Source organism: Streptomyces sp. P17 (genome assembly GCF_032436805.1).
Lineage (GTDB): Bacteria > Actinomycetota > Actinomycetes > Streptomycetales > Streptomycetaceae > Streptomyces.
Genome location: NZ_JAVRBF010000023.1, coordinates 69,082 through 94,419 on the forward strand (window position 1 = coordinate 69,082; position 25,338 = coordinate 94,419).

Genomic DNA, 25,338 nt, shown 5'->3' on the forward strand with positions numbered 1-25,338 from the left:
GCAATGGTTCTCCGCAATACCTTATGGCTCCGGAGCTGACCGAAGAAGCCTTAAGGAGGCTTTCCCGTGGCAGACCGCACACCGCCGCTCGGCGTCGAGGAGCTGCACGCCCTCGTCGCCGGCGGTGAGATCGACACCGTCGTCCTGGCCTTCCCGGACATGCAAGGGCGGCTCCAGGGCAAGCGGTTCGCCGCGCGCTTCTTCCTCGACGAGGTGCTGCACCACGGCACCGAGGGCTGCAACTACCTGCTCGCCGTCGACACCGAGATGAACACCGTCGACGGCTACGCCATGTCCTCCTGGGACCGCGGCTACGGCGACTTCGCCATGCACCCGGACCTGTCCACCCTGCGTCGCGTCCCCTGGAACGACGGCACGGCCATGGTCCTCGCCGACCTCGCCTGGGAGGACGGCTCCCCGGTCGTCGCCGCCCCCCGCCAGATCCTGCGCCGCCAGCTGGAGCGCCTCGCCGAGCTCGGGCTCACCGCCCAGGTCGGCACCGAGCTGGAGTTCATCGTCTTCAAGGACACCTACGAACAGGCCTGGGACGCGAACTACCGGGGCCTGACCCCGGCCAACCAGTACAACATCGACTACTCCGTCCTCGGCACCGGCCGGATCGAGCCCCTGCTGCGCCGCATCCGCAACGAGATGGCCGGCGCCGGGCTCACCGTCGAGTCCGCCAAGGGCGAGTGCAACCCCGGCCAGCACGAGATCGCCTTCCGCTACGACGAGGCCCTGGTCACCTGCGACCAGCACGCCGTCTACAAGACCGGCGCCAAGGAGATCGCCGCCCAGGAGGGCATGTCGCTGACCTTCATGGCCAAGTACAACGAGCGCGAGGGCAACTCCTGCCACATCCACCTCTCGCTCGCCGACGCGGCCGGCAACAACGCCATGGCCGGACCCGACGGAATGTCCGACGTCATGCGGTACTTCCTCGCCGGACAGCTCGCCGCGCTCCGCGACTTCTCGCTCCTGTACGCGCCGAACATCAACTCCTACAAGCGGTTCCAGCCCGGCTCCTTCGCGCCGACCGCCGTCGCCTGGGGCCACGACAACCGCACCTGCGCCCTGCGCGTGGTCGGCCACAGCCGCTCCCTGCGCTTCGAGAACCGCCTCCCCGGCGGCGACGTCAACCCGCATCTGGCGGTGGCGGGCATGGTGGCCGCGGGCCTGTACGGCATCGAGCAGAAACTGGAGCTGCCCGAGGCCTGCCCCGGCAACGCCTACACCGCCGAGTACGAGCACGTCCCGACCACCCTGCGCGAGGCCGCCGAGCTCTGGGAGAACAGCCCGATCGCCAAGGCAGCCTTCGGCGACGAGGTCGTCGCGCACTACCGGAACATGGCCCGCGTCGAGACCGACGCCTACGACGCCGCGGTCACCGACTGGGAGCTGCGCCGCTCCTTCGAACGCATGTGAGGCCCTCCTTGTCCGACCAGCTCCAGGTACTGAACCCGGCCACCGAAGAGGTCATCGCCACCATCCCGGCGGCCTCCGCGGCCGACGTCGACACGGCGGTCGTACGGGCCACCCGCGCACAGGCCGAGTGGGCGGCTCTGGCCCCCGCCGACCGGGCGCGACTGCTCCGCCGGTTCGCCGTCGCCGTCGACGAACACCTCGAAGAACTCGCCCGGTCGGAGGTCCGCGAGGCCGGCCACACCGTCGGCAACGCCCGCTGGGAGGCGGGCAACGTCCGCGATCTGCTCGACTACGCGGCGGGCGGCGTGGAGCGGCTCACCGGCCGGCAGATCCCGGTCCCCGGTGGCCTCGACGTCACGATCCTCGAACCGCTCGGCGTCGTCGGCGTCATCGCGCCCTGGAACTTCCCGATGCCCATCGCGGCCTGGGGCACGGCACCGGCGCTCGCCGCGGGCAACGCCGTCATCCTCAAGCCCGCCGAGACGACCCCGCTGACCGCCCTGCGGCTGGCCGAACTCGCCCTGGAAGCGGGCCTGCCCGAGGGGCTCTTCCAAGTGCTGCCAGGCCACGGCCCGGTCGCGGGCAACGCCCTCGTCGAGCACCCCGGCGTCGCGAAGATCGTCTTCACCGGGTCCACGGCTGTGGGCAAACAGGTGTGGGCGAAGGGCTCCACCCTCCTCAAGCGCGTCACCCTCGAACTCGGCGGCAAGAGCCCCAACATCGTCTTCGCCGACGCCGACCTCGAAGCCGCCGCCCGGGCCGCCCCCATGTCCTTCCTCGACAACGCAGGACAGGACTGCTGCGCCCGCACCCGCATCCTGGTCCAGCGGGCTGTCCACGACCGTTTCCTGGACCTGCTGGCTCCTGGCATCGAGTCGGTCCGCGTGGGCGATCCCGCCGACGAGCAGACGCAGATGGGCCCGCTGATCTCCAAGTCCCAGCTGGAACGGGTCCGTTCCTACGTCGACCAGGACGCGCCCGGCATCCGCGGCAAGGCCCCCGAAGGCCCCGGCTTCTGGTTCCCGCCCACCGTCCTCACCGGCGTCGACCCGCACGCGCGCGTGGCCGTCGAGGAGGTCTTCGGTCCGGTCGCCGTGGTCCTCCCCTTCGAGGACGAGGCGGACGCGGTCCGGCTGGCCAACGCCACCGACTACGGCCTGTCCGGCTCCATCTGGACCCGGGACGTGGGCCGCGCGCTGCGCGTCTCCCAGGCCGTCCGCGCGGGCAACCTGTCCGTCAACTCCCACTCCAGCGTCCGCTACTGGACCCCCTTCGGCGGCTTCAAGCAGTCCGGCATCGGCCGTGAGCTCGGCCCGGACGCGCTGGCCGCCTTCACCGAGACCAAGAACGTCTTCATCAGCACGGAGGGCCCCGCACAGTGACCTCATCAACCGAAGAGATCGTCTGCCGCCGCCTGGTCGGCCGTACCGCCGTCATCACCGGCGCCGGCAGCGGCATCGGCCTCGCCACCGCCCGCCGGCTCGCCTCCGAGGGCGCCCACGTCGTCTGCGGCGACGTCGACGAGCAGCGCGGCAAGGCGGCGGCCGACGAGGTGGGCGGCATCTTCGTCAAGGTCGACGTCACCGACCCCGAGCAGGTCGAGGCGCTGTTCCAGACGGCCCACGAGACCTACGGCAGCGTCGACATCGCCTTCAACAACGCCGGGATCTCACCGCCCGACGACGACTCCATCCTGGAGACGGGACTTGAGGCCTGGAAGCGCGTCCAGGAGGTCAACCTCACCTCCGTGTACCTGTGCTGCAAGGCCGCGATCCCCTACATGAGGCGTCAGGGCAAGGGCTCGATCATCAACACCGCGTCGTTCGTGGCGCGGATGGGCGCGGCCACGTCCCAGATCTCGTACACGGCGTCCAAGGGCGGAGTCCTCGCCATGTCCCGCGAACTGGGCGTGCAGTTCGCCCGGGAGGGCATCCGCGTGAACGCGCTGTGCCCGGGCCCGGTGAACACCCCTTTGCTGCAGGAGCTGTTCGCGAAGGACCCCGAGCGGGCCGCCCGCCGCCTGGTCCACATCCCGGTCGGACGGTTCGCCGAGGCCGAGGAGATCGCCGCCGCGGTCGCCTTCCTGGCCAGCGACGACTCCGCGTTCGTGAACGCCACCGACTTCCTGGTGGACGGCGGAATCTCGGGGGCGTACGTCACGCCGCTGTAGTCGGCGTCCTACAGTGCCCGCATGAGCATGACGCCCCCGCCCGGCTGGTACCGGGATCCCAAGGCCCCGCATCTGGAGCGCTGGTGGGACGGCACGGCCTGGACCGAACACCGGCGCACACCCGAGGTGACGGCGCCGATGCCGGTCGCGGGGTCCTCCGGGCGGGCCAAGGCCGTCGCCGTCACCGCGGCGGCGGTCGTGCTCGTGGCGGCGATCGTCACGGGCGCGGTGGTGCTGGGGCAGGGGGAGGACGAGGGCGGTGCGGAGATCGAGACGGCGCCCACGTACTACACGGAGGCCCCGACGTCCCCTTCGCCCACCCCTACCCCTTCCCCGAGCGAGCCGTCCGCCGACGACCCGGCCGTCGTGACCGACGAACTCAACGGCATCACCCTGCCGTTGCTCGACGGCTGGGTCCGGCCCAAGTACGTCGCCGACGACGACGTCGTCATGACCACGGACGGCACCTACGACTGCCCCGGCGACGAGGGCCTGTGCCGCCGCGGCCTCGTGATGTCGAGGACGGTCACCGCGAACGACGAGCGGTCCCCCGAGGCCCTGGCCAAGGAGGACGTCGAGGAGGCGGCCGAGTCCGCCTACGACCGCGACACGATCGGCCGACGGCCCTACGGCGGCATGGAGTCCCACAAGGTCGTCAAGTCCGGCCCGGTCGCGGTGGCCGGGCGGGCCGGCTATTTCGTGCGCTGGCGGGTCACCACCGCCGAGGGCCCCGGTGGCTACGTCCAGTCCACGGTCTTCCCGTCCCGCGTCGGCACCGAGTCACCGGTCTGCGTCCGCTATGTCTTCGACGCGGGCCCGGACGGACCGCCCCTGACCGACATGGACCGGATCACCAAGGGCATCCGGTCCGTCGACGACCCGGACGGGGGCGGAGGAGTGGGCAGCGGCGTGGGCCCGAGCGAGGGCTAGAGGAACGTGTGGCCCTCTCCGCGGTACGTCGGCACGGTCGCCGTCACCGTGTCGCCCTCGACCAGGTGCAGTTGCTCGAAGCGCTCGCACAGTTCGCCGGCCTTGGCGTGGCGGAACCACACCTTGTCGCCGATGAGCAGGTCGTCGGCGGGGGAGCCGAGCAGCGGGGTCTGCACCTCGCCGGGGCCCTCCTGGGGGTCGTAGCGCAGGCCCTCCGGCAGGTACGGCACGGGCAGCCGGTCGGGTCCGGCGGCACCGGAGGCCGGGTAGCCGCCGCCGAGCACGGTCACGACGCCGACGCCGGGCCGCCGGACCACGGGCTGGGCGAACAGGGCCGCCGGACGTCCGCTGAACGACGTGTAGTTGTCGAAGAGCCTCGGTACGTAGAGTCCCGACCCGGCGCCGATCTCGGTGACGCAGTCCTCGGCGGCCGTGAACTGGACGCTGCCGGTGCCGCCGCCGTTCACGAACGTCAGCTCCGGCGCCACGGCCCGGAGCGCCCGCACCACGTCGGCCCGCCGCTGGGCGAGCTCCCGGCGGGCCGTGGCCTGCATCAGCCGCACGGCACGCGAGCGCAGGGGGTGTCCGGCGATGGAGTCACCGACGCCGGCGATGTGTCCCTCGTACGCCATGATCCCGACGACCTCGAAGCCCGGCCGACGGGCGACGAGCTGGGCCATGTCGGCGACCTGGGTGGGGGAGTGCAGCGGGGAACGCCGGGCACCGACCCGCACCCGGCCGCCGAGCAGTTTCAGCGAGGTGTCCAACTCCAGGCAGACCCGGACGACTTCGCGCCCTCCGTCCCGGGCGTCCTCGATGAACCGGAGCTGTGCCGGGTCGTCGATCATCACGGTGATCGCGGAGGCGAGCTTGGGGTCGCTGGTGAGCTCGGCGAACCCGGAGCGGTCGGCGGACGGGTAGGCGAGCAGGATGTCGTCGAAGCCGGAGCGGGCCAGCCACAGGGACTCGGCGAGGGTGAAGGACATGATCCCCGCGAAGCCGTCGCGGGCGAGAACGCGTTCGAGCAGGGCCCGGCAGCGCACGGACTTGCTGGCGACGCGGATGGGCTTGCCGCCCGCGCGGCGGACGAGATCGTCCGCGTTGGCGTCGAAGGCCTCCAGGTCCACGATCGCGAGAGGGGCGTCGAGATGGGCGGTGGCCCGGTCGTAACGGGCCCGGTCGGCGGCGCGCGCAGTCATGAACGAAGCCTGCCAGACAGGATTACCGCAGGGTAGGGGGACGTTCCGGGCTAAAGCCCCGGGGCTCGTGGACTGGTTCCCGCCGGGCGGGGGTCAACCCGTAGAGTGACGCGCACGCACGTGAGGACCGGGATGCCGGCCCGCCCGTGCGGGTAGATGTTGCCCGGAACACCGGGCCCGGGCGAACGAAACGGGGCCCGCGTACGACACCAGGCCCGGGCAAGAGGAAACGGGGGGCGCATGAACACGGAAGCGCAACGCGCCTCCATCCCTCCACGGCCGCCGCATCCTCCGAAGCCGCAGCGGAACCCGACGTCCACGGATGCTGCCGGCGCGGGCACGGCGACTCCCGAGACCGGCGCACGACGGACACCGAGCACGGGCACCCCGGCCGACGCCCCACCCCCACCGAAGGCCTCCGCCCGCTTCCCGGACACACCACCGCCGACGTCCCCCGAACCGCACCACGAGACCACGCCGTCGGGCGACGCGCCTCCGCGCCCGGCGTCGGGGCCGACCGCGTCCGAGGGCACGCCGCCGCACCCGAGGGCTGCCCCTGAGCGCATGCCTCTGCCCCCGACACCGAGCCCGGCCGCCTCTGACGGCACACCGCCGCGCCCGGCAACGAGCCCGACCGCCGCTGATGCAGCGCAGCGCCCCACATCGCCGTCCACAGCCCCTCCGGGCCCGACCACGCCCTCCCGCCCCCTGACGAGTCCGAACGCCGCCCCGTCCGGTTCGCCCTGCCCGGTCGACGGCCGGGTGGCGGCCGACTCGTCCGGTGCCCCCTCCCGCCCCCTGACGAGTCCGAACGCCGCCCCGTCCGGTTCGCCCTGGCCGGTCGGTGCCCGGGGAGCGGCTGATCCGTCCGGTGCCCCCTCCCGCCCCCCGACGAGTCCGAACGCCGCCCCCACCCCAGCCCCCATCCGCCGCCCCCTGCCGCACCTGATCCGCCCCATCGCCCCCGCAGAGACCCCCTCGGAGACGACCAGGCGTCTGCGTCCCATCCCCGCGGAGCACGTCGCCGAGCCCGCCCCCCGCGAGGCCCCCACGGCTCCAGCTCCCGGGCTCGCCTCCCGCGGAATCCCCGCCACCCCCGATCCGTCCCTTTCCTGGAGTGCCCCCATGACCCCCGCCGCCGGGCGGCCCGTTGTGTCGTTCGGGGAGCCTGAGGGGTATGACGGGGACGCTCGGCCGAGGGCGCTCGGTGGGCGAGGGGGGCCGCGGGTTGCCGCTGTGGCCGCCTGTCTGGTGCTGGGGCTCGGGCTCGTCGGAGGTGCTGTCACCGGGAGTTGGCTGGTCGGGGACTCGCAGGCCGCCGGGGACCGGGACAGTTTCGTCGCGGCCCGGGGGCTATGGCACAGCATCCCCGTCGATCAGCTGTTCCCGCCCAGCGTGAAGGGCCAGGGCGCAGGCCCCGGCGGTGCCGATCGCACCTGGACGCGGATCGCCGTCGCCCCGGACAGCGGCTGCAAGGACGCCTTCGACCCGCTCCTGCGCAAGGCGCTCTCCCCCGTCGGCTGCCAGCGGCTGGTCCGCGCCACCTACACCGACGCCACCCAGACCTACGTCACCACCGTCGGCCTGCTCTTCACGAAGGCCGACGCCACCGCCATGGCCACACTCGCCAAGCGGTTCACCGACGAGGGCCTGGACCGCCGTACCGACCTCATGCCCCGCCCGTACGGCCCCGGCTTCGCGAGCGACCAGCGCGCATCCTGGACCGTCTCCGTCCTCACCGACGCCCCGGTCGTCGTCTACGCCGTCTCCGGCTGGGCCGACGGCCGTACCGTCGACGAGCCGCAGAGCGCCGAGGAGGCCATGGAGACCGGCGCCACCACGGCCCCCGCCCAGGCCGGCCTCGGCCACGAGGCGAAAGGTCTCGCCGACCGCGTCGAACGCTCCCTGCGCAGGCATGTCGGCCCGTACGCCACGGAGCAGGCCTCGTGACCGCCGCCCGTATCCGCCGCACGGGCCTGCTCAGCGTCCTCCTCGCCGCCTCTCTCGCCCTCGTCCCGGCCACCGCCGCGCACGCCGACGGCATCCGCGACCAGCAGTGGGCCCTCGAAGCCATGCACACGGAGGAGGCCTGGCAGACCACCAAGGGCAAGGGCGTCACCGTCGCCGTCCTCGACACCGGCGTCGACGACGAGCACCCCGACCTCGCCGGGAACGTCCTCACCGGCAAGGACATGGTCGGCTTCGGCGCCGAGCGGGGCGACCGCGCCTGGGCCCGCCACGGCACCGCGATGGCCGGGATCATCGCGGGCCACGGCCACGGCGACGGCAACGGCGACGGCGTGCTGGGCATCGCCCCCGAGGCCAGGATCCTCCCCGTCCGCGTGATCCTTGAGGACGGCGACCCCGCCCGCGCCAAGGCCCGCACCACCCGCGGCAACGCCCTCGCCGAAGGCATCCGCTGGGCCGCCGACCACGGCGCCGACGTCATCAACCTCTCCCTGGGCGACGACTCCAAGTCCGCCCATCCCGAACCCGCCGAGGACGAGGCCGTCCAGTACGCCCTGAGGAAGGGCGCCGTCGTCGTCGCCTCGGCCGGCAACGGCGGCGAGAAGGGCGACCACATCTCCTACCCGGCCGCCTACCCGGGCGTGATCGCCGTCACCGCCGTCGACAGGTTCGGCACCCGCGCCTCCTTCTCCACCCGCAGCTGGTACGCCACGGTCAGCGCCCCCGGCGTCGACGTCGTGATCGCCGACCCCGACCGCAAGTACTACGAGGGCTGGGGCACGAGCGCCGCCGCGGCCTTCGTCTCCGGTGCCGTCGCCCTGGTCAAGGCCGCCCACCCGGGCCTGACCCCGGCCCAGATCAAGAAGCTCCTGGAGGACACGGCCCGCAACGCCCCCGCCGACGGCCGCGACGACTCCCGCGGCTACGGCTTCATCGACCCCGCCGCCGCCATCAAGAAGGCCGCCGACCTCAAGCCGGTAGGCCTGCGGGCCAAGGCATACGGCGACGAGTACTTCGGCTCGGGCCCCGAGGCCACCAAGACCGACGACGACGGAACGGGCTGGGCCGCCCCGCTGGCGGGCAGCACCGGAGGGGTGCTGCTGGTGGCGGCGGTGGTCCTGTGGCGAGGCCGCCGCGAACGCCAGGACGACTTCTAGAAGTGTCCTGAAGATCTTGCTTGGGCCGCCCCGATCGCCCAGGTTCGCCCGCAAAAGTCGATCGGGGCAATCCGGTGCAAGTCGGTCGGGTTTTCAAGATTCTCAGTGGCCTCCTAGGCCGTCGCGAACACCGACACCGCCGCCTCGGCCGCCGCCTCGACCAGCGTGACCCCCTCGGCCTTCGTCGTGTTGCCCTTCGACAGCGCGGCCACCAGGTAGTCACGCCCGTCCACCGTCACCCGGCCGATGCTGTTGATGTCCCACAGCCCGGTCGTGCTCCGCGGCAGCCACCCGTTCTTGAGCGCCCACCCGGAGCCGTCCGCCACGGCCGAGACACCCCACCGCTGATCCACGGCTATCTGCCCCATCAGCCCCTGGAGATACGTCCGCGACGCCTCACTCAGCTCCGAATCCTCCCCGAACACCTGCTGAAGCAGGGTGAGTTGATCCGCCGCCGTGGTCTGCGTCAGCCCCCACAGCATCCCGTCGCCGCCCTCGGTGGCGGTCAGTCCGAGGCGCTCGTTCGCGGCGTCCAGCCCCTTCGCCCTGCCGATCGTCTCCCACGACGCCGACGTGGAAACGTTGTCGCTGTTCTCGATCATCGCGGTGGCGTACGCCTTCTCCGCCGAGTCCAGAGCCCGCCCCTCGTCCTGCGCCTGGAGCAGCAGCGTCGCCAGGATGTCGACCTTCACGATGCTCGCCGTGTCGAAGGAGGCGTCGCCGTACGCGGCGCTCTCACCCGAGTCCACCTCCAGCACCGCGACCGAGACCTCCACGCCCTCCGCGACGGTGACCGACTCCATGGCCTCCGCCAGCAGCCCGTCGAGATCCACCGTCGGCTGTGCCACCGGTTCCACGGATGCCTCCCCGCTCGCCGCGACCACTGAGGGCGTCGCCGACGACGATACGGCGCTCTGCGCGCCCCGAGGCGAGTGCGCCTGCGCCTTCACGTACACCGTCCCCGCGGCCGTACCGTCCACGACGGCCACGGAGGCGAGGGCGGCGTAGAGCAGCGGAACACGGCGCCGACGCGCTCTGGAGGACTCCATGCCCGCGATGGTCGGGCCGGTGACTGTGGCTGCCGTTAGACGGACGTTAGATCCGGGTCAGGGAAATCTGAGATTCCCGTGAGCGGTGTCACCAGCGCGTTTCCGGGCCCGCACAAGCGCAGCAGCATCCCCCCTATAGGGTCGGTGACCGTGGCGAACAAGAACATTCCCGACTCCCCCTTCCCCGACGACGACGGCTCCGCCGACCCCCGGCTGAGCGCGGCGCTCGCGGCCTGGGCCGGGGACCGCACAGCCGTGGCCCCGGTGCTCCAGGCGCTCAAGGGCGCCCGGCTGCTCGTCCCGGTCGTGGCCGTCCTCGGCGAGGCCGAGGAGGACGAGAACGGGCTGCGCCGCGAGAAGACCAGCGACATGGCCGTACCGACACTGCGGGCCGGCGACCGCAAGGCCCTGCCCGCCTTCACGTCCACCGACGCCCTCGCCCGCTGGGACGCGACGGCCCGCCCCGTCGCCGTACCCCTGCACCAGGCCCTGGAGGCCGCCGCCCACGAGAAGGCGGACACGGTCGTGCTGGACCTGGCGGGACCGGTGCCGTTCGAACTGACCGGACCTGCGCTGCTCGCGCTCGCCGAGGGGCGTACGACGGCCGATCCGCTCGCCGATCCGGCGGTGGTGGAGGCGGTACGCGCCGCGGTGGCCGCCGAGCCCGCGGTGCTCCGCGCCCACCTCGGGCCCGGGCAGGCCGACGGCACCCTGGCCCTCGTACTGGATCCGGCCGTCGCCCCGGCCGAACCCGCCCGCGCCGTCGCCGAGCGCATCGCCGCCGACGACACACTGAGGGCCCGCCTGGTGCGCGGCCTCGACCTGGTGCTGCTGCCGGCCGAGGCGACGCCACCGGGCGAGCCCCTGTACGTACGGTGATCGACTAGCCGTAGACCGGGCCCGTGTACTTCTCGCCCGGCCCCTGGCCCGGCTCGTCCGGGACCAGCGAGGCCTCGCGGAACGCCAGCTGGAGCGACTTCAGGCCGTCCTTGAGCGGGGCCGCGTGGAAGGAGCTGATCTCGGTCGTGCTCGCGTCGAGCAGACCGGCGAGGGCGGTCACCAGCTTGCGGGCCTCGTCCAGGTCCTTGTACTTGTCGCCCTCCTCGGTCAGACCGAGCTTCACGGCGGCGGCGCTCATCAGGTTCACGGCGACCGTCACGATCACCTCGACGGCGGGGACCTCGGCGATGTCGCGGGTCATCTCGTCGAAGTCGGGCGTCTCGGGGCTGTCCGAGGGGGAGGTGTCACTCATGACGCCCACGATAGGTGTACGGGGTGGCCGGCACCGACACTGCCTCGGTTAGCCCCGACCGACGGGAGCTGCTAACCTTTAGTGACGACCGGCCGAACACGCATGTGTCCGGCCCACAAGTGGAGGCTCCGAACTCCCACCTGACCGCCCTCCGGGACGGCGGGTCACCGGTCAGGCGGCCACCACCGTTCCGTACGGACGGTGGAGTCGCCCGAGATTGCGCCCCGCGGTTGACCGCGGCGGTGTTCCGGCATTCAAGGAGCCCCGCCTGTGTCCCGTCCGGGGCATTTTTCATGCGCCGCGATGGTTGGTCCTATGTCAAACAGACATACGCGGCTGTCCGCCAGACCGCCGTGTGGTGCTAACCGAGGAGGATCCATCAGCGCCGAGCCCCGCATCAACGACCGGATTCGCGTTCCCGAGGTGCGACTTGTCGGTCCCAGTGGCGAGCAGGTGGGCATTGTCCCGCTGGCCAAGGCACTGGAGCTTGCGCAGGAGTACGACCTGGACCTGGTCGAGGTCGCGGCGAACGCCCGTCCGCCCGTGTGCAAGCTCATGGACTACGGGAAGTTCAAGTACGAGTCGGCCATGAAGGCCCGTGAGGCGCGCAAGAACCAGGCGCACACGGTCATCAAGGAGATGAAGCTCCGGCCGAAGATCGACCCGCACGACTATGACACCAAGAAGGGTCACGTCGTCCGGTTCCTCAAGCAGGGCGACAAGGTCAAGATCACGATCATGTTCCGTGGTCGCGAGCAGTCCCGGCCGGAACTCGGCTACCGACTGCTGCAGCGTCTCGCGGAGGATGTCCAGGACCTCGGTTTCGTGGAGTCGAACCCGAAGCAGGACGGCCGAAACATGATCATGGTTCTCGGTCCGCACAAGAAGAAGACCGAGGCGATGGCCGAGGCCCGCCAGGCGCAGGAAGCCCGCAAGGCAGAAGCGAAGGCCAACCCCGGCAAGTCGCAGAACGCCGCGGAGACCGACGACGCCGAGGCCCCTGCTGAGGCTTCCGCCGAGGCGTGATCCCGGGGGACGCGAGTCCCCAGGGTGTAACCGAAACTGAACGACGCTCCACCGTGCCCGGTTTCACGACCGGGCACCGGAGCGCCACCGACGAGGAGAGAACGGCGCTATGCCGAAGAACAAGTCGCACAGCGGTGCCAGCAAGCGCTTCAAGGTCACCGGCTCCGGCAAGGTGCTCCGTGAGCGCGCCGGCAAGCGCCACCTGCTTGAGCACAAGTCGTCGCGCCTGACGCGCCGCCTCACCGGCAACGCCGAGATGGCCCCGGGCGACGCCAAGAAGATCAAGAAGCTTCTCGGCAAGTGACGCATCGGCGCCTGATCCTCTGATCAGTCCGCGCCGTACGTCAGGACCGGGACCCAATCGAATTCGGGCCGTGTGAGGACACCCACGGCCCCGCTACAAGGAGTCAACAAGTGGCACGCGTCAAGCGGGCAGTCAACGCCCACAAGAAGCGCCGGGCGATCCTGGAGCAGGCCTCCGGCTACCGCGGTCAGCGTTCGCGCCTGTACCGCAAGGCCAAGGAGCAGGTCACCCACTCGCTGGTCTACAACTACAACGACCGCAAGAAGCGCAAGGGTGACTTCCGCCAGCTGTGGATCCAGCGCATCAACGCCGCTGCCCGCGCCAACGGCATCACGTACAACCGCTTCATCCAGGGCCTGAAGGCCGCCAACGTCGAGGTCGACCGCAAGATCCTCGCCGAGCTGGCCGTCAATGACCCGAACGCGTTCGCCGCGCTCGTCGAGGTCGCGCAGAAGGCCCTGCCGAGCGACGTCAACGCTCCGAAGGCGGCCTGACGCAGGCGCTGGCTTGAGCCGACGTGACTGAACGGACCCGTGGGTTTCTGCCTGCGGGTCCGTTGCCTTGCCAATGGACCGCAGTTGCCGAAAGTGATGAGCATGCCCCCCATCGCCCCTGAGCTGATCTCCCCCCGTTCCCCCCGTGTCTCCGCCGCCCGGCGGCTGGCCAAGCGGAACTTCCGGGGCAAGGAGCGGCTGTTTCTTGCCGAGGGGCCGCAGGCGGTGCGAGAGGCGGCCGGGCATGACGACACGCTGGTCGAACTGTTCGCCACGGTCGAGGCCGCCGAGCGGTACGCCGACATCATCGGTGAGGCCCGGGACGCCGGTGCCCGTGTCCACCTCGCCTCCGACGAGGTCATCGCCGACATCTCCACCACCGTCACGCCGCAGGGCCTCGTCGGGATCTGCCGGTTTCTCGACACCCCCTTCGACGAGATCCTCGCCGCCCGGCCCCGGCTCGTCGCCGTGCTCGCCCATGTGCGCGACCCCGGGAACGCGGGGACCGTGCTGCGGTGCGCCGACGCCGCCGGCGCCGAGGCCGTCGTACTGACCGACGCCTCCGTCGATCTCTACAACCCCAAGGCCGTACGTGCCTCCGTGGGCTCGCTGTTCCATCTGCCCGTCGCGGTCGGGGTGCCCGTCGAGCGGGCCGTGGCCGGGCTCAAGGACGCCGGTGTGCGCATCCTCGCCGCCGACGGCGCAGGTGACGACGATCTCGACGACGAGCTCGACAAGGGGACCATGGGCGGGCCGACCGCCTGGGTGTTCGGGAACGAGGCCTGGGGGCTCCCGGAGGAGACCCGCGCGCTCGCGGACGCCGTCGTGCGCGTTCCGATCCACGGGAAGGCCGAGAGCCTGAACCTCGCCACCGCCGCGGCCGTATGTCTCTATGCGTCGGCCCGTGCACAGCGCGCCTCCGGAGGGTGCCGCTCCGTCACCGAGAGCTAGTAAGGTGACCAGCTCGGGGCCCCTCAGCCGTCTGAGAGGTGGGGAACGGGGATGAGTGTCGGCACGAGCAGCGCACCGGGAGCACGGGACGTGAGTCGCCCGCCCGCGCCCCGGTACGGCGACCTCGCCGAACTCGGCATCACCCCGGACGACCTCCCCGACGGCCTCGTGGTCGCCGACGAACACGGACATGTCGTCTGCTTCAACGCCGCCGCCGAGCGCATCACCGCCGTCTCCGCCGCAGAGGCCTTCGGGCAACGGCTGGAGAAGGCCCTGCCGTTGGAGGATCTGGACGGCCGGCGCTGGTGGCAGCTGACCGATCCCTACGGCGGACTCGCCATCCGGGTGCGGCAGCCCGAGCGGAATCTGCTGCTGCCGGGCGGCCGGGAGGTCCTCGTCTCCGTGCAGTACGTGCGCACCGAGCCCACCGGTCCCGTCCGCCGGGTCGTCGTCTCCCTCCGTGACACCGAGGCCCGCCGCCGCACCGAGCGCAGCCACGCCGAGCTGATCGCCACGGTCGCCCATGAACTGCGCTCGCCGCTGACCTCCGTGAAGGGCTTCACCGCGACCCTGCTCGCCAAGTGGGAGAGGTTCACCGACGACCAGAAGCGGCTGATGCTGGAGACCGTCGACGCCGACGCCGACCGCGTCACCCGGCTCATCGCCGAGCTGCTGGACATCTCGCGGATCGACTCCGGGAGGCTGGAGGTGCGCCGCCAGCCCGTCGACATCGGCGCCGCCGTCGGACGGCACATCCAGGCCTATGTCGCCGCCGGACAGCCCGCCGACCGCTTCATGCTGCGCCTTCAGCAGCCGCTGCCCGACCTGTGGGCCGACCCCGACAAGATCGACCAGGTGCTCAGCAACCTGCTGGAAAATGCGGTGCGGCACGGCGAGGGAACCGTCACGATTGACGTCACGCCCACGGCGTCACCCCGCGAGGGGGAGGGCGCCGGTACGTCGGTCACGGTGAGCGACGAGGGGTCCGGCATCCCGGAGGAGTCCATGAACCGCGTCTTCACCCGCTTCTGGCGGGGCAGCAAGCGCGGTGGCACCGGCCTCGGGCTCTACATCGTCAAGGGCATCGTCGAGGCCCACGGCGGCACCATCACGGTCGGCCGTGCCCAAGGCGGCGGCGCCGAGTTCCGATTTACGTTGCCCGTGGCCGCACCGGCGTTTGAATTCGATCTGCCGCGTAGCGTCAAATAGGGCGGTGGTGGGCGACGGGCGGGCCTGACGGCCGCGGGCGCATTCGTATACCTCCACCCCGTTAGACTCGGCCTTTGGCACCTTTGTGTCCCGGAGACGGCCGTCGGAGTCGGTGACGGGGACCTTCAGCCAGCCAATCGGAAGCACGGGAAGAGATGTCGGCACCGAATAAGTCGTACGACCCTGTAGAGGTCGAGGCCTTGAAACCGGAAGAGATCGAGCGCATGCGGGACGAGGCGCTCGCCGCCTTCGCCGCCGCGGACTCCCTCGACGCGCTCCAGGAGGCCAAGGTCGCCCACACCGGCGGCACCTCCCCGCTGGCTCTCGCCAACCGCGAGATCGGCGCCCTGCCCCCGCACGCCAAGGCCGCCGCCGGAAAGCTCGTCGGCCAGGCCCGCGGCGCCGTCAACAAGGCGCTGGCCACCCGCCAGGCGGAGCTGGAGGCCGAGCGCGACGCCCGGGTGCTGGTCGAGGAGGCGGTGGATGTCACGCTGCCCTACGACCGCGTACCGGCCGGCGCCCGCCACCCGCTGACCACACTCTCGGAGCGCATCGAGGACATCTTCGTGGCCATGGGCTACGAGGTCGCCGAGGGCCCCCAGGTCGAGGCGGAGTGGTTCAACTTCGACGCCCTCAACATCGGCCCGGACCACCCGGCCCGCGGCGAGGCGGACACCTTCTTCGTCGAGGGCCCGCAGGGCGGCACCGAGTCCGGTGTCGTGCTGCGCACCCACACCTCGCCGGTGCAGATCCGTTCACTGCTCGACCGCGAGCTGCCGGTGTACGTGATCTGCCCGGGCCGCGTGTACCGCACGGACGAGCTGGACGCCACCCACACGCCGGTCTTCCACCAGGTCGAGCTGCTCGCCGTCGATGAGGGCCTCACCATGGCGGACCTCAAGGGCACCCTGGACCACATGGTCCAGTCCCTGTTCGGCGAAGGCATGAAGACCCGGCTGCGGCCGAACTTCTTCCCGTTCACCGAGCCGTCCGCCGAGATGGACATGGTGTGCTACGTCTGCCGCGGCGAGTCCGTCGGCAACCCCGACCGGCCCTGCCGTACCTGCTCCAGCGAGGGCTGGATCGAGCTCGGCGGCTGCGGCATGGTCAACCCGCGGGTGCTCACCGCCTGCGGCGTCGACCCGGAGAAGTACAGCGGCTTCGCCTTCGGGTTCGGCATCGAGCGGATGCTGATGTTCCGCCACAACGTCGAGGACATGCGAGACATGGTCGAGGGTGACGTCCGGTTCACCCGGCCGTTCGGGATGGAGATCTGATGCGGGTCCCGCTTTCTTGGCTGCGGGAGTACGTCGACCTGCCGGCGACGGAGACCGGGCGCGACGTCCAGGCCAAGCTCATCTCGGCCGGGCTTGAGGTCGAGACCGTCGAGCAGCTCGGCGACGGCCTCAAGGGCCCCCTGGTCGTCGGCCAGGTGCTGACCATCGAGGAGCTGACGGAGTTCAAGAAGCCGATCCGCTTCTGCACCGTCGACGTCGGCCAGGCCAACGGCACCGGTGAGCCCCAGGAGATCGTCTGCGGCGCCCGGAACTTCCAGGTCGGCGACAAGGTCGTGGTCGTGCTCCCCGGCGCCGAGCTGCCCGGCGGCTTCGCGATCTCCGCGCGCAAGACCTACGGCCGTACCTCGCACGGCATGATCTGCTCCAGCGACGAGCTGGGCATGGGCGACGACGGCACCAAGGGCATCATCGTGCTGCCCCCGGAGACCGAGGTCGGCAAGGACGCCATCGAGCTCCTCGAACTGGTCGACGAGGTCCTGGACATCGCCGTCACCGCCAACCGCGGCGACTGTCTGTCCATCCGCGGCGTGGCCCGCGAGACCGCCATCGCCTACGGTCTGCCGCTGCGTGACCCGGCGCTGCTCGACGTCCCGGCCCCGAACGCGTTCGGCTACCCGGTGCAGGTCTCCGAGCCCATGGGCTGCGACCGCTTCACCGCGCGTACCGTCACCGGTCTGAGCCCCGAGGCGCGCTCCCCGATCTGGCTCAAGCGCCGGCTGCAGAAGGTCGGCATGCGGCCGATCTCGCTCGCCGTCGACGTCACCAACTACGTGATGATGGAACTCGGCCAGCCGCTGCACGCCTACGACCGGGGCCTGGTCCAGGGCACCATCGGCGTCCGCCGCGCGGCCGAGGGCGAGAAGATCGTCACCCTCGACGGCACCGAGCGGAAGCTGCACGCCGAGGACCTGGTGATCACCGACGACCGCGGCCCGATCGGCCTCGCGGGTGTCATGGGCGGCGCCAACACCGAGATCGCCGACCACGACGACGTCGAGAACGCTTCGACCGACGTGGTCATCGAGGCCGCGCACTTCGACGCCGTGTCGATCGCGCGCACCGCCCGCCGGCACAAGCTGTCCTCCGAGGCGTCCCGCCGATTCGAGCGCGGTGTCGACCCCATGGCCGCCGCCGCGGCCGCCCAGCGCACCGTCGACCTGCTGGTGCTGCTCGCGGGCGGCACAGCCGAGGCCGGCGTCACCGAGGTCATCGCGCCGTCCGCGCCGCACACCATCACGGTCCCGGCCGACCACCCGGACAAGGTCGCGGGCGTCGACTACGGCCGCGAGACCGTGGTACGCCGCCTCCAGCAGGTCGGCTGCGATGTGTACGGGCAGGACGAGCTGATCGTCACCGTTCCGTCCTGGCGGCCCGACCTGCTGGAGCAGAACGACCTCGCCGAGGAGGTCATCCGGCTCGAGGGCTACGAGAACCTGCCCTCCACGCTGCCCAAGCCGCCGTCCGGCCGTGGCCTGACCCACCGTCAGCGGCTGCACCGCCGCGTCGGCCGCGCCCTGGCCGGTGCCGGGTACGTCGAGGCGCCGAACTACCCGTTCATCGGGGAGCAGGTCTTCGACCAGCTCGGCCTCGACGCCGACGACCCGGCCCGCCGGGTCGTGAAGCTGACCAACCCGCTCAACGACGAGGAGCCCGCGCTCCGTACGTCGCTGCTGCCGGGCCTGCTCGGCGCGCTGCGGCGCAACGACGGACGGGGCTCGCACGACCTGGCCCTGTTCGAGACGGGCCTGGTCTTCCTCCCGCGTGAGGAGCAGCGGGCCGCCGTCCACCTGCCCGTGGACCGGCGTCCCACCGACGAGGAGATCGCCGCGCTCAACTCCGTACTGCCGGAGCAGCCGCGCCATGTCGCCGTCGTCCTCGCGGGCGCCCGCGAGCAGGCCGGCTGGTGGGGCGCCGGCCGTCCCGCCGGGTGGGCCGACGCGGTGCAGGCCGCGCGGACCGTCGCCGCCGAGACGGGCGCCGAGCTGATCGTGCGGCCCGGGCAGTACGGGCCGTGGCATCCGGGCCGGTGCGCCGAGCTGGTCGTCGCCGTCGACGGTGCCGAGCGGGTCGTGGGCCACGCCGGTGAGCTGCACCCGCGGGTGCTCAAGGCGCTGGGTCTGCCCGCGCGCACCTGCGCGATGGAGCTGGACCTGGACGCGCTGGAGCAGGTGGGCGACGGTACGCCGCAGGCGCCGAGCATCTCCTCGTTCCCGGTCGCCACGCAGGATGTCGCCCTCGTGGTCGACAAGTTCGTGCCGCACGCCGATGTGGAGGCCGCGCTGCGCGAGGGCGCGGGTTCCCTGCTGGAGGCCATCCGGCTGTTCGACGTGTACGAGAACGCTGAGCAGCTGGGTGACGGGAAGAAGTCGCTGGCCTATGCGCTGCGGTTCCGTGCGGCGGATCGGACGCTGACCGTGGATGAGGCTTCGGCCGCTCGGGATGCGGCGGTTGCCCTTGCGGGCGAGCGGACCGGGGCGGTGCTGCGGGGCTAGGGGGTGTTTTGAAAGTCCTGTGCGGTGCCCGCGGTGTTCGGTGCGTGCCCTCGGCGTGCCGGACGAAGGCCCTCGTACTGGACGTACTTGGGTCTTTGGCCGGTGCGGCGAGGGTGCGTGCCGGGCGCCGTGGGTGCTGTGCGGGACTTTCAAAACACCCCCTAGTGCGCCCAAGGGGTGGGGGACTCCTGTCGTTCGGCGGCTGCGGGCGGGTCTCTTGTGGCTGGTCGCGCGGTTCCCCGCGCCCCTGGGTGTGAGGGCTTCGCCCCACACCCCTCACAGTCACCTCACTCATTTGAGTGAGGTTTCTGGGCGAACTGGTCCTTCCGGGCCATGCGGTCGACAGAATCGGACCGGCCTTTCGGGGTCGGTCCGATTCTGCGTTGACAGGGCCTACATGGGGGGCCATCGGCATGATCCGCATCAAGGGTGTGTTTCCCCGCCGCCTGCTCGCGCTGGGGCTGCCCACCGCCTGGGGCGCGATGGCGATCACCTACAAGCTCACCTGCCCGCTCGCCCAGCAGGACGGCATCGGGGCGCGCGTGGTCACCAGTGCCGTGTTCTTCGCGGTCGGCACCGGCCTGATACTCCACGTCCGCCAGGCCCTCCTGCGTGAGCTGCGGCAGATCCGCCGGGTCGCCGGAGTCGCGCAGAGCGTGCTGCTGCGGCCGCTGCCGCCGCGTATCGACGGACTGAACATCGCCGCCGCCCAGCTCTCCGCCGACCGCGGCGCCAGTGTCGGCGGGGACCTGTACGAGGTCATCGCCACCGAGCACGGGGTACGCGTGGTGATGGGCGACGTCCGAGGGCATGGCATCGCCGCCGTCGGTACGGCCGCGGCCCTGCTCGGCAGCTTCCGCGAGGCGGTCCATGACGAGCCCGACCTGGACCGCGTGCTGCGTCGCCTGGAGCGTGCCTTTGACCGGCACCTGCGTACGCGGTCCCGTGACGACCACCCCGCTGCGGAGGAGTTCGCGACCGTCCTGCTGCTGGAGATCGGCGAGGACGGCGATGTCCGGGTCCTCAACTGCGGCCACCCATGGCCGTATTTGATCAGCGGTACGAGGGTCGAGCCGCTGGTCCGGGCGGAGCCACTGCCGCCGCTGGGCCCCTTCCCACTGCCTTCGGAACTGGCGGCCGTTCCCTGCGGGCCCCTGCTCCCCGGCGAGGCCCTGGCCCTGTACACGGATGGTGTGGAAGACGCACGCGACGCACGTGGCCGGTTCTTTTCGCTGAGGGCGGCTCTGGTGGGTGCGGTTCACACTCAGCCGTGTACTCCGCAGCTCATCCTGCGCACCGTCTTCAGAGCGTTGATGCGCCATGCGGGAGGCACACCGGCCGACGACATCGCGTTGCTGATCGTGCGGAACGATCGGACACACCTTTCAGGGGCGCGAGGCCGTGACATAGGTGGCTCCGCCACCGGGGCGCGACCAGCCACATCAAACCCGCAGCCGACAACGCACTCTTAGCGCACCGGCGTTCAGTCACCCAGCAAGCGCAGCGCCGGCGCGGCCGTCCGCCCCGCCACGGAGTGTCGGGCAGGCAGCTGGGCGGACGGCGCGGATGCGGGCCGCCGCACTGTACGAGGGGGAGCCGGCGGCCCGGCCGGCCTCTTGCGAGGCAATTCAGTCAACCGGGTGGAAACTCTCCGCGACAGTGCGCACACAGCCCGGATTCGAGCACTCCGTTCACACCCCGTGTGAAGACGGAACCACTACTCTGACGGACACCGAGCCACCCGGGGGGCATATATGCAGCCCAACACTCTGCTCGACGCGATCCTGGACGAGGCGGGGATCTCGCACGCGGGTCTTGCGGCACACGTGAACCAGGCCGGACGGGCGCGCGGGCTCGCGCTCAGATACGAACACACCGCCGTGGCACGGTGGTTGAAGGGCCAGCGGCCGCGCGGTCAAGTCCCCGACCTGATCTGCGAGGTGCTGGCGGGACGGCTCCAACGGCCCGTCACCCTCGACGACATCGGTCTCGGCGTACCCGGCGAACCCTCCGCCCCGCACGGCACCTCGCTGTCCGGCTTCGTCGAGCGGGCCACCGCCCTGTGGCGCTCCGACGAACAGCAGCGCCCGCACATCCTCGGCGCGCCCGCCGTCACCGGCACCCCCGCCGTGATGCCGGTGTGGGAGTGGGAGAACCCGCCCGAGGACGTCGACGTCTCGCGGGGCGGCCGGCACCGGGTCACGCCCGCCGACATCGAGATGCTGCGGGCCGCCCGCACCCACTACGAGCAGATGTACCGCAAGGCCGGTGGCATAGCGACCCGCACCCGGATCGTCGGCTTCCTCAACGCCGAGGCCGCCCCGCTGCTGCGCGGCAGCTACACCGACGCCACGGGCCGCCAACTCCACCGCGCCACCGGCGGCTTGGTGGCCATCGCCGGGATCTGCGCCTACGACTCCGACGCGCACGGCCTGGCCCAGCGCTACTTCCACCAGGCGCTGCGGCTCGCCAAGGCCAGCGGCGACCGGGGACTCGGCGCCTATGTGATCGCCCTGCTGGTCAACCAGGCCCTGTTCATGCGGGAGTTCCGCCAGGCCGTCGCCTTCGCGGAGGCCGCGCTGCGCGCCGCGGGCCGGCACATCACCCCGGCGCTCGCCTCCGACCTGTACGCGATGCAGGCGAAGGCGTACGCGCACCTCGGCGACGGCACGAGTGCCCTGTCCTGCATCCGGCGTGCCGAGCAGGCCGCCGAGCGCATCCGGCGCGGATACGAACCCGATGAAACGGGCTATGTCCAGCCGGGACTTGTCAACGTCCAGGTGGCGGAGGCGCTGCTGAGCCTGGGCGAGCTGGCGGCGGCCGGGGAGCACGCGGCCGCAGCCGTGGACAATCCCGCCCATGACCGGGGCCGGGTGCACCGGCTCGCCATGCTCAGCACGATCGAACTGCGTCAGGGTCACGCCGACAAGGCGGTGGCCACCGCCGTGCAGATGGCCGAACAGGCCAGGGGAATGGAGTCCCAGCGGCTGCGCGACAGACTCCGGGCGGTACGCGAGTATCTGGTGCGCAGCGGCTGTGCGGGCACCACCGAGGCCGCGGAACTCATCGACGGCGCACTACGCGTACCGCTGTAGGCCGGTGCTCGACCACCGACAGCTCATAGTCCCTGCTGCGATATTGCCACTTACTCGACGGAAGGTGGCAGAACCGTGCAGTGGACGAAGCAGAACGAACGAACTGTGTACTCAAATCGCTGGTTCAGCGTCAATCTCGCGGACGTCGGGCTGCCGGACGGCCGGCACCTCGACCACTTCCTGATACGGCTGCGGCCGGTCGCCGTGGCCACGGTGGTCAACGAGGCCAACGAGGTCCTGCTGCTGTGGCGCCACCGGTTCATCACCGACAGCTGGGGGTGGGAACTCGCGGCCGGAGTGGTCGAGGACGGCGAGGACATCGCCGTAGCCGCCGCCAGGGAACTGGAGGAGGAGACCGGCTGGCGGCCGGGACCCCTGCACCACCTCATGAGCGTGGAGCCGTCCAACGGACTGACCGACGCCCGGCACCACATCTACTGGGCCGACGAGGGTGAGTACGTCGGACATCCCGTGGACGACTTCGAGTCGGACCGCCGGGAATGGGTCCCCCTCAAGCTCGTCCCCGACATGGTCGCCCATGGGGAGGTCCCGGCCGCCAACATGGCGGCCGCGTTACTCCTGCTGCACCACCTCAGGCTCGGGCAGGACGCCTAACGCCCCAGCGCCTGCCAGATCGCCACGACCAGGGCGCCCACGGCCGTGACGGCCGCGATCGACGGCAGCGGCCAGCGAGCGTGCTCCAGGGTGACCATCCGCGTGTTCAACTCGTCCAGTTCCTTGGCGGTCTCCTCGGTGCGATGGGTGATCAGTGCCAGTCCGCCCTCGACGCGGGCGTATGCCACGTCGAGTCGGCGTCGTAACTCTGCGAGTTCTCCTTGGACGACGGATTGCTCGGGATCGGCGGTCACGAACCGCTCCTTTCCGTAGTCGTTTCACATCCCTTGCATACGCATCAGGAGTCAACTCCCCTGGTGGACACGTGGGGAGCGTGTGCGGGGGGCATATGCGTGCCCGGAGTGCACACGGTGTGTGAATGCCGCGGGCCCGGCACTCGCGGGAGTGCCGGGCCCTTTCAAGCCACCGTGCGTAATCAGCCGTAGGTGTAGAAACCAGAGCCGGACTTCCGGCCGAGGCGGCCGGCGTCGACCATGCGCTGGAGCAGCGGGGGAGCGGCGTACAGGGGCTCCTTGTACTCCTCGTACATCGAGTACGCGACCGAGGCGACGGTGTCCAGGCCGATCAGGTCGGACAGCTTCAGCGGGCCCATCGGGTGGGCGCAGCCGAGCTCCATGCCGTTGTCGATGTCCTCGCGGCTGGCGATGCCCGACTCGAACATCCGGATCGCGGAGAGCAGATAGGGGATCAGCAGCGCGTTCACCACGAAGCCGGAGCGGTCCTGGGCGCGGATGGCGTGCTTGCCGAGCAGCTTCTCGGCGAAGCCCTGGGCGCGGCTGAGCGTGCCCTCGGAGGTGGTGAGCGCCGGGATCAGCTCGACCAGCTTCTGCACCGGGGCCGGGTTGAAGAAGTGGATGCCGATGACATGGTCGGGCCGAGAGGTGGCGACCGCGAGCTTCACCAGCGGGATGGAGGACGTGTTGGAGGCCAGGATGGCGTCCGGCCGGGTCACGACCTGGTCCAGCACCTGGAAGATCTCGGTCTTGACCTGCTCGTTCTCCACGACGGCCTCGATCACCAGATCGCGGTCCGCGAACTCGCCGAGGTCGGTGGTGAAGCCGAGCCGCGCCTGCGTCGCCGCCAGCTCGTCCTCGCTGATCTTGCCGCGCTCGGCAGCCTTGGCCAGGGAGTTGAACAGCCGGGTACGGCCGATCTCCAGGGCCTCGCCGGTGGTCTCGGCGACCTTCACGTCCAGGCCGGCCCGGGCGCACACCTCGGCGATGCCGGCTCCCATCTGGCCGCAGCCCACCACTCCGACGCGCGCGATGTCTCCCGCGGGGTACGTCACATCGTCCCTTTCGCTGATCTTCGGCTGGGGGCAGGTCCGCCGTTGTCTCCGGGGCCTGCTCCGTTCGTGCACGTTACTCCCAAGTATCGATGATCGATCGTCGGGGTCGGGCATCCTGGGCGCGGAGACGGTCCGTGACGGTGCGGGTCCGCAGTGCTATTGGGGGTGCGGAGGATGGGCCGAGTCACGCGCAGGGCCTTCGCACTGGCCGCGCTGGCGACCCTCTCGACGGCATCGGGGGCGTCGGCCGCGCCGAGGTGGCGGCATCTGGCCGGCGAGATGCGGGGTATGTGGCTGGCGACGGTGGACAACCGGGACTGGCCCTCCCGGCCGGGCCTGAGCGCGGCGGCGCAGCGCGCCGAGCTGATCGCCCACCTCGACACGGCGGTACGGCGCCGGCTGAACACGGTGATCTTCCAGGTGCGGCCCACGGCCGATGCCCTGTGGCCCTCGCCGTACGAACCCTGGTCGGTCGTGCTGACCGGGACACAGGGCAAGGCCCCCGGCTGGGATCCGCTCGGCACGGCCGTACGCGAGGCGCACGCCCGCGGGCTGGAGCTGCACGCCTGGTTCAACCCGTACCGGATCGCCAAGCACACGAACCTGACCAGCCTCGTCGCCTCACACCCGGCCCGCAAGCACCCCGACTGGGTGGTGCGCTACGGCGGGCAGCTCTACTACAACCCCGGGCTGCCCGAGGTCCGCGCCTTCGTGCAGGACGCGATGATGGACGCGGTCCGCAAGTACCCCGTGGACGGCGTGCACTTCGACGACTACTTCTATCCGTACCCGCTGGCGGGCCAGACCTTCGACGACGATGTCGCCTACGACCGCCACGGCGGAGGCTTCTCCGGCCGTGCTGCCTGGCGGCGTCACAACATCGACCGGCTGGTCGAGGAGACGGCGGCCCGGGTCCAGGAGGTCCGGCCGGGGACGCGGTTCGGGATCAGCCCCTTCGGGGTGTGGCGCAACGCCGGCACCGACCCGCTCGGCAGCGACACCCGGGCGCTCCAGGCGTACGACGATCTGTACGCGGACAGCCGGAAATGGGTCCGGAAGAACTGGGTCGACTACATCTGCCCGCAGCTGTACTGGCACATCGGCTTCGCCGCCGCCGACTACGCCGTGCTGCTGCCCTGGTGGGCCAAGACGGTCCGGGGCACCGCGACGAAGCTCTACGTCGGCGAGGCGCTGTACCGCGCCGGCGACCCGGCGCAGGGCGCCGCCTGGCAGGACCCGGCCGAGCTGTCCCGGCATCTCACGCTGGCGCGCGAGCATCAGGAAGTGGCCGGGCATGTCTTCTTCGCCGCCCGGGAGGTGGCGGCGGATCCGATCGGGGCGATGGCGCGGGTGGTCGCCGACCACTACCGGCAGCCGGCGATGCCCCCGCGCTGA

The 25,338-nt window shown here is 71.2% G+C and carries 22 protein-coding genes and 1 pseudogene; 18 read left to right on the top strand and 5 right to left on the bottom strand.

Annotated elements, in window-relative coordinates:
• Positions 1–66: 66 nt before the first annotated feature.
• The 4 genes from RMT89_RS16980 to RMT89_RS16995 are packed head-to-tail and all read left to right on the top strand — an operon-like array spanning position 67 to position 4,525.
• Positions 67–1,425: a glutamine synthetase family protein gene (locus tag RMT89_RS16980; protein ID WP_315884589.1), complete on the top strand. Its 1,359-nt coding sequence runs from the start codon at positions 67–69 to the stop codon at positions 1,423–1,425.
• Positions 1,426–1,433: 8 nt separating this feature from the next.
• Positions 1,434–2,807 carry an aldehyde dehydrogenase family protein gene (locus tag RMT89_RS16985; RefSeq protein WP_315884590.1) on the top strand — a complete coding sequence of 458 codons (1,374 nt, stop codon included), beginning with the start codon at positions 1,434–1,436 and terminating at the stop codon, positions 2,805–2,807.
• On the top strand, positions 2,804–3,595 hold the full coding sequence (locus RMT89_RS16990; RefSeq protein ID WP_315884591.1) for a 3-oxoacyl-ACP reductase: 792 nt from the start codon (positions 2,804–2,806) through the stop codon (positions 3,593–3,595). Before RMT89_RS16985 ends, RMT89_RS16990 begins: the two co-directional genes overlap by 4 nt.
• Positions 3,596–3,622: 27 nt before the next feature.
• Positions 3,623–4,525 carry a DUF2510 domain-containing protein gene (locus RMT89_RS16995; RefSeq protein WP_315884632.1) on the top strand — a complete coding sequence of 301 codons (903 nt, stop codon included), beginning with the start codon at positions 3,623–3,625 and terminating at the stop codon, positions 4,523–4,525.
• On the opposite strand, the gene RMT89_RS17000 is transcribed toward RMT89_RS16995, so the two are convergent.
• Positions 4,522–5,724 carry an amino acid deaminase/aldolase gene (locus tag RMT89_RS17000; protein ID WP_315884592.1) on the bottom strand — a complete coding sequence of 401 codons (1,203 nt, stop codon included), beginning with the start codon at positions 5,722–5,724 and terminating at the stop codon, positions 4,522–4,524. The two genes, RMT89_RS16995 and RMT89_RS17000, sit on opposite strands and share 4 nt — an antisense overlap.
• Before the next feature lie 1,236 nt (positions 5,725–6,960).
• Here RMT89_RS17000 and RMT89_RS17005 point away from each other — a divergent pair.
• Both RMT89_RS17005 and mycP read left to right on the top strand, forming a co-directional pair.
• On the top strand, positions 6,961–7,674 hold the full coding sequence (locus tag RMT89_RS17005; RefSeq protein WP_315884593.1) for a hypothetical protein: 714 nt from the start codon (positions 6,961–6,963) through the stop codon (positions 7,672–7,674).
• Positions 7,671–8,849, top strand: a complete 1,179-nt coding sequence (gene mycP / locus RMT89_RS17010; RefSeq protein ID WP_315884594.1) for a type VII secretion-associated serine protease mycosin — start codon at positions 7,671–7,673, stop codon at positions 8,847–8,849. The genes RMT89_RS17005 and mycP overlap by 4 nt, the downstream gene beginning before the upstream one ends.
• Before the next feature lie 113 nt (positions 8,850–8,962).
• Here the strand turns inward: mycP and RMT89_RS17015 are convergent, their stop codons facing one another.
• Positions 8,963–9,898 carry a serine hydrolase gene (locus tag RMT89_RS17015; protein ID WP_315884595.1) on the bottom strand — a complete coding sequence of 312 codons (936 nt, stop codon included), beginning with the start codon at positions 9,896–9,898 and terminating at the stop codon, positions 8,963–8,965.
• 150 nt (positions 9,899–10,048) lie between these two features.
• Between RMT89_RS17015 and RMT89_RS17020 the strand changes: the two genes are divergently transcribed.
• On the top strand, positions 10,049–10,777 hold the full coding sequence (locus RMT89_RS17020; protein ID WP_315884596.1) for an SseB family protein: 729 nt from the start codon (positions 10,049–10,051) through the stop codon (positions 10,775–10,777).
• A gap of 4 nt (positions 10,778–10,781) precedes the next feature.
• Here RMT89_RS17020 and RMT89_RS17025 read toward each other — a convergent pair whose 3' ends face one another.
• Positions 10,782–11,150, bottom strand: coding sequence for a DUF1844 domain-containing protein (locus RMT89_RS17025; RefSeq protein ID WP_315884597.1), 369 nt, complete (start codon positions 11,148–11,150; stop codon positions 10,782–10,784).
• Positions 11,151–11,503: 353 nt separating this feature from the next.
• Here RMT89_RS17025 and infC point away from each other — a divergent pair.
• The 10 genes and pseudogenes from infC to RMT89_RS17075 all read left to right on the top strand — a co-directional run bounded on the left by infC (position 11,504) and on the right by RMT89_RS17075 (position 22,634).
• Positions 11,504–12,176, top strand: a pseudogene (gene infC, locus RMT89_RS17030) (translation initiation factor IF-3).
• Positions 12,177–12,285: 109 nt separating this feature from the next.
• Positions 12,286–12,480: a 50S ribosomal protein L35 gene (gene rpmI / locus RMT89_RS17035; RefSeq protein WP_007829094.1), complete on the top strand. Its 195-nt coding sequence runs from the start codon at positions 12,286–12,288 to the stop codon at positions 12,478–12,480.
• Positions 12,481–12,590: 110 nt separating this feature from the next.
• Positions 12,591–12,974 carry a 50S ribosomal protein L20 gene (rplT, locus tag RMT89_RS17040; RefSeq protein ID WP_003977226.1) on the top strand — a complete coding sequence of 128 codons (384 nt, stop codon included), beginning with the start codon at positions 12,591–12,593 and terminating at the stop codon, positions 12,972–12,974.
• Between the two features lie 102 nt (positions 12,975–13,076).
• Positions 13,077–13,925, top strand: coding sequence for an RNA methyltransferase (locus RMT89_RS17045; protein WP_315884599.1), 849 nt, complete (start codon positions 13,077–13,079; stop codon positions 13,923–13,925).
• Positions 13,926–13,976: 51 nt separating this feature from the next.
• On the top strand, positions 13,977–15,134 hold the full coding sequence (locus tag RMT89_RS17050) for an ATP-binding protein (protein WP_315884600.1): 1,158 nt from the start codon (positions 13,977–13,979) through the stop codon (positions 15,132–15,134).
• A gap of 155 nt (positions 15,135–15,289) precedes the next feature.
• On the top strand, positions 15,290–16,411 hold the full coding sequence (gene pheS, locus RMT89_RS17055; protein WP_315884601.1) for a phenylalanine--tRNA ligase subunit alpha: 1,122 nt from the start codon (positions 15,290–15,292) through the stop codon (positions 16,409–16,411).
• On the top strand, positions 16,411–18,924 hold the full coding sequence (pheT, locus tag RMT89_RS17060; RefSeq protein ID WP_315884602.1) for a phenylalanine--tRNA ligase subunit beta: 2,514 nt from the start codon (positions 16,411–16,413) through the stop codon (positions 18,922–18,924). The genes pheS and pheT overlap by 1 nt, the downstream gene beginning before the upstream one ends.
• A 413-nt stretch (positions 18,925–19,337) precedes the next feature.
• Positions 19,338–20,396, top strand: a complete 1,059-nt coding sequence (locus tag RMT89_RS17065; RefSeq protein WP_315884603.1) for a PP2C family protein-serine/threonine phosphatase — start codon at positions 19,338–19,340, stop codon at positions 20,394–20,396.
• 282 nt (positions 20,397–20,678) lie between these two features.
• Positions 20,679–22,019 (top strand): transcriptional regulator, encoded by a 1,341-nt coding sequence (locus RMT89_RS17070; RefSeq protein ID WP_315884604.1) that lies wholly within the window; start codon positions 20,679–20,681, stop codon positions 22,017–22,019.
• A gap of 75 nt (positions 22,020–22,094) precedes the next feature.
• Positions 22,095–22,634 carry an NUDIX hydrolase gene (locus RMT89_RS17075; protein ID WP_315884605.1) on the top strand — a complete coding sequence of 180 codons (540 nt, stop codon included), beginning with the start codon at positions 22,095–22,097 and terminating at the stop codon, positions 22,632–22,634.
• On the opposite strand, the gene RMT89_RS17080 is transcribed toward RMT89_RS17075, so the two are convergent.
• Both RMT89_RS17080 and RMT89_RS17085 read right to left on the bottom strand, forming a co-directional pair.
• Positions 22,631–22,888, bottom strand: coding sequence for a hypothetical protein (locus RMT89_RS17080; RefSeq protein WP_315884606.1), 258 nt, complete (start codon positions 22,886–22,888; stop codon positions 22,631–22,633). The two genes, RMT89_RS17075 and RMT89_RS17080, sit on opposite strands and share 4 nt — an antisense overlap.
• A gap of 182 nt (positions 22,889–23,070) precedes the next feature.
• On the bottom strand, positions 23,071–23,943 hold the full coding sequence (locus tag RMT89_RS17085) for a 3-hydroxybutyryl-CoA dehydrogenase (RefSeq protein ID WP_315884607.1): 873 nt from the start codon (positions 23,941–23,943) through the stop codon (positions 23,071–23,073).
• Positions 23,944–24,117: 174 nt separating this feature from the next.
• Here RMT89_RS17085 and RMT89_RS17090 point away from each other — a divergent pair, with 174 nt between their 5' ends.
• Positions 24,118–25,338, top strand: coding sequence for a family 10 glycosylhydrolase (locus RMT89_RS17090; protein WP_315884608.1), 1,221 nt, complete (start codon positions 24,118–24,120; stop codon positions 25,336–25,338).